The organism is Haloferax sp. s1 (assembly GCF_058382125.1).
On record NZ_JBZRPK010000356.1, the window covers coordinates 1 to 3,479 of the forward strand.

Below are 3,479 nucleotides of genomic sequence, written 5' to 3' on the forward strand. Positions count from 1 at the left end.
CACAACGACGACCGAAACGACGACAGTCACGTCAGCAGCCTCGACGACAACTGAGACGTCGACAGAGACGACGACCACAACGACACGGTCGACTGAGACACCGACTGACACGACGACAACCAGCGAGAACACGAGTTCAACCAACGACGGGCCGGCACTGTTGATGGTCCAGTCGATGTCTCTGGTCGATTGGCTGGGTTCACTGTGGACGCCAACGAGTGGGATTCCGTTGTTCCATTCGGCTCTTTTCGTCGGTGTTGCCGTACTCGCTGGTCGAAACGCACTCTAGTGGCCGACGTTCGACTATCTCCACTTTCTCGTACTCGGCGCTACACTGTTCCCGATTGGTTCTTCCGGACGCCCGTCGGGAACGACGGTGGCTAAAATGGAGGGCACGATGAAACGCGGTGGGGATTAGTGGCTCATCGTGACGGTTTGATCTTTGCGTTCTTCGTCTGCTTCGAGGACTTCGACGTAGAGGTCGGCTATCTCTTCACAGACGTTCTCCCACGTGAACTCGTTCGCGTACGCCTCGATGGCATCGGCGTTCCAGTCTCGGTGGAGCGCCCTGACCCCGGCGTCGGCGAGTTCATCGTGTGACTCGGGTCCCTCGACGAGTAATCCGTAGTCGTCGCTCGCAATGACCTCCTCGCTCCCGCCGTTTTTGGTTGCCACGACGGGCGTCCCGCAGGCCATCGCCTCCAGTTGAACGACACCGAAACTTTCGCTGTAACTCGGGAGGACGAACAGGTCGGCGGCGTTCATCCAGTCGTTCAGCGTCTCCGATTCGACGTATCCGAGCAGGTCGGTCTGGTCGTCGATGCCCAACTCTTCGGCGAGCGATTCGAGTTCGTCTTGCATCCCTCCCTGCCCGCCGATGACGAGTCGTGCCTCCGGTTCGGATTCGTGAACTCGCGTCATCGCACGCATCAAGTGCTGGAACCCTTTTCGCGGCTTCAACGTCCCGAGCGCGAATACGAGGGGGGTGTCGGCGTCGACGCCGAGTCTCTCGCGGGCTTTCGACGTGGGAATTCGTTCGAAAATATCCGTGTCGTACCCGTTGGGGATGTGGACCACGTCGTCGTTGTAGGGTTCGAGTTTCGAGCGGTCGCGGCGATTGACGCGGATGAGTCGGTCGGCTTCGGCCCACGCCTCGTACAGTCGCTCGTTGCCGGATTGGAGTTGTGACTCGAACCAGTCACGGTTCGCGTGGACGGTCAGGACGTACGGAATGTCGAGTTCGTCTTTTAGGCGTGCTCCGACGTATCCGGATGTCCACGACATGTGGCAGTGAATCAGGTCGAACGAGACGGGGTACGATTTGAGTTGGTTCCGGACTTTCCGGACGTGCTGTTGTCCGAGGAGATGCTCGCGCTGGATGTCCAACGGGAGATACAAAAGCGGTGTCTCGATGACGTGGACGTTGTTTGGAACGCCCGTCTGGGCGATTTTCGCGTCCTTTCCGAATCCTTCGCCGCCGTCTATCGGTAGGCGCGACGCCACGTCCGCGAACCAGTTGTATCTGACGCAGACGTGGATGGAGTTGACGTATTTCGCGAGTACGTCGACCTGCGATTTGACGAAGTGTTTGTACCCGTGTGAGATGACGAGAAGGTCCATATCGGCCAATCGGTCGTGGTCCATGCGTTGGGGTTCGTTCGAAGTCCGCCCTCAAGATTATCGGGTGGGTAAGTCCTTCCCCACCTCAGGCCGGGGGCATTTCGGTGTTGTCGACCACGAACCCTTCTGCGCCCTTGTCGGTGTACCCTCCGTAGAGGACCGAGTCCATGATGACTACGTCGGTGCCCTCGCTGTACAGTTTGATAGCCTGTCGCCCGCTGTACGACTGCGCGGTGATATCGTCGAAGCGCGTCCGGTTGCCCTTGTTGATGAACGGGTGGTGCGTCGATTTGTAGGTACCGCCGACGAACAGGTTGTCGTCGGCCAGAATCTCGGCACAGCGCCGGTAGTCCTCGCCGGGTTGGTCGATAGCGAGGTTCTCGAACCGACCGTTTGCACGTTCGATGCGAAGTGCTTCGCGGGCCGTCTCTCCGGGTGCCGGCCCGGTGATTGAGATGTTCTTCATCAGGACTGTCGAATCCTCGGTGACGTTGCGTCCCTGGACGTACACCGCGAAGTTTGACCCCTCAATCTCGATAGTGGAGTCGAGGATTTCGACGCGCCCGGCGTCCGGGGTAATCTGGATACCACGCGCACATCCCCCGTCGTCGTTTAAGACGATGTCGCAGTCCCGGATTGCTGCGGTCTCAACGTCGTTGAGGACGCGAATGGCATCTTCTATCGGGCCGGTGATTGATACTGTGGTATCTTCGATTCGAAGGTTCGACCCGTCGTCGAGACGAATGCCTCGCTGACTAATTCCCTGAACAAACTCGTCGATAACGACCGTCGTGCCACGAACACTGCTTCCGTACCCTTTGAGGCGAACCGAACTGATGGAACTGTTCTTGTACGTTCCGCCTTCGACGTGGACCGTTCCGTTCGCGCCGGAGACGTAGAGACCGTTGTCGGGGAATCGACCGAGTTCGCAGTCGACGATTCGGAGCGTTCCGGCGCTGTAAGGGTCGATGAGCATCCCGGTTGGGCCGAGATCAATATCCCCAATCGTGTCTTCGGTGTACGCAGCACCATCGGGTGCTTTGAATCGCTCAATGATTCCAGTCCCGTTTGCCGCGGTTACACTGAAAAGCGCCGGGCCGAAAGTTCCGGTGTCGTGTTGTCCGGTGATGGTGATGTCACGGACTTCCAATCCGTCAGTGACGTAGGCCTCGATAGCCCGAATCCCCGACTGTGGGGCAGTGAAATCGAAGGTTAACCCCTCGAAGAGGAGGTCACGTCCGGGTGCGTAAATGACGCCAAGTCGGAAGAACCGTGACGGTCCCGAGAACTCACCTGCAGTCACGATCTTGTCCTCAATTGCGTCGATTGTTCCATGTGTGACGGTCGCATTCGGTCCGTAGAAGCCGAGGTTCTCGAACCCCGTCTCCCGGAGTTGTTGGTTCATCAGGTACCGACCTTCAGGGAAGACAAATAGTGTGTCGTTCCCGACGTTCTGTGAGAGAACATCGTCGATTGGGACGTTCCCGGTTGCGTCGGCACCCGCCTCAACTACGTTCACGATATTCTCGAACCGGTCGAGGTACGTTTGTGGAATCTCAACGCTCATCGAACGTGCCTGTACGTTGTTGACTGGGGGGAGCATGTATCCCCCCACTGCGAGAGTGCCGGTGGCACCCTGTAAGTACGTCCGCCTGTTGATTTTCGGCCCGTTCGTAATCTCATCCCCCCTTTCCCCAAAGGTGGTGTTTGTCTTTGTTCGTTTCACATACGAGGGTACGTACCTAGGGGTCCAATGCTCCCCTCTTCACATATGAATTGTTTTAAATACTATCTGGAAAAGAAGACATTCAAGAAGACTGTACTATTACTGCTCGTGGTTGGTGACGGTGGTGTCGTAC

At 57.6% G+C, this 3,479-nt stretch carries 2 protein-coding genes; both read right to left on the bottom strand.

All coding sequences use genetic code 11. The features are described 5' to 3' along the window. Positions 1-414 precede the first annotated feature (414 nt). The gene (locus QT222_RS04300) at positions 415-1,644 is read right to left on the bottom strand and encodes a glycosyltransferase (RefSeq protein WP_491476419.1); all 1,230 of its coding nucleotides are present in this window, start codon (positions 1,642-1,644) and stop codon (positions 415-417) included. Positions 1,645-1,705: 61 nt separating this feature from the next. After that, positions 1,706-3,223 (bottom strand): right-handed parallel beta-helix repeat-containing protein, encoded by a 1,518-nt coding sequence (locus tag QT222_RS04305; protein WP_491476420.1) that lies wholly within the window; start codon positions 3,221-3,223, stop codon positions 1,706-1,708. Between the last annotated feature and the right edge of the window lie 256 nt (positions 3,224-3,479).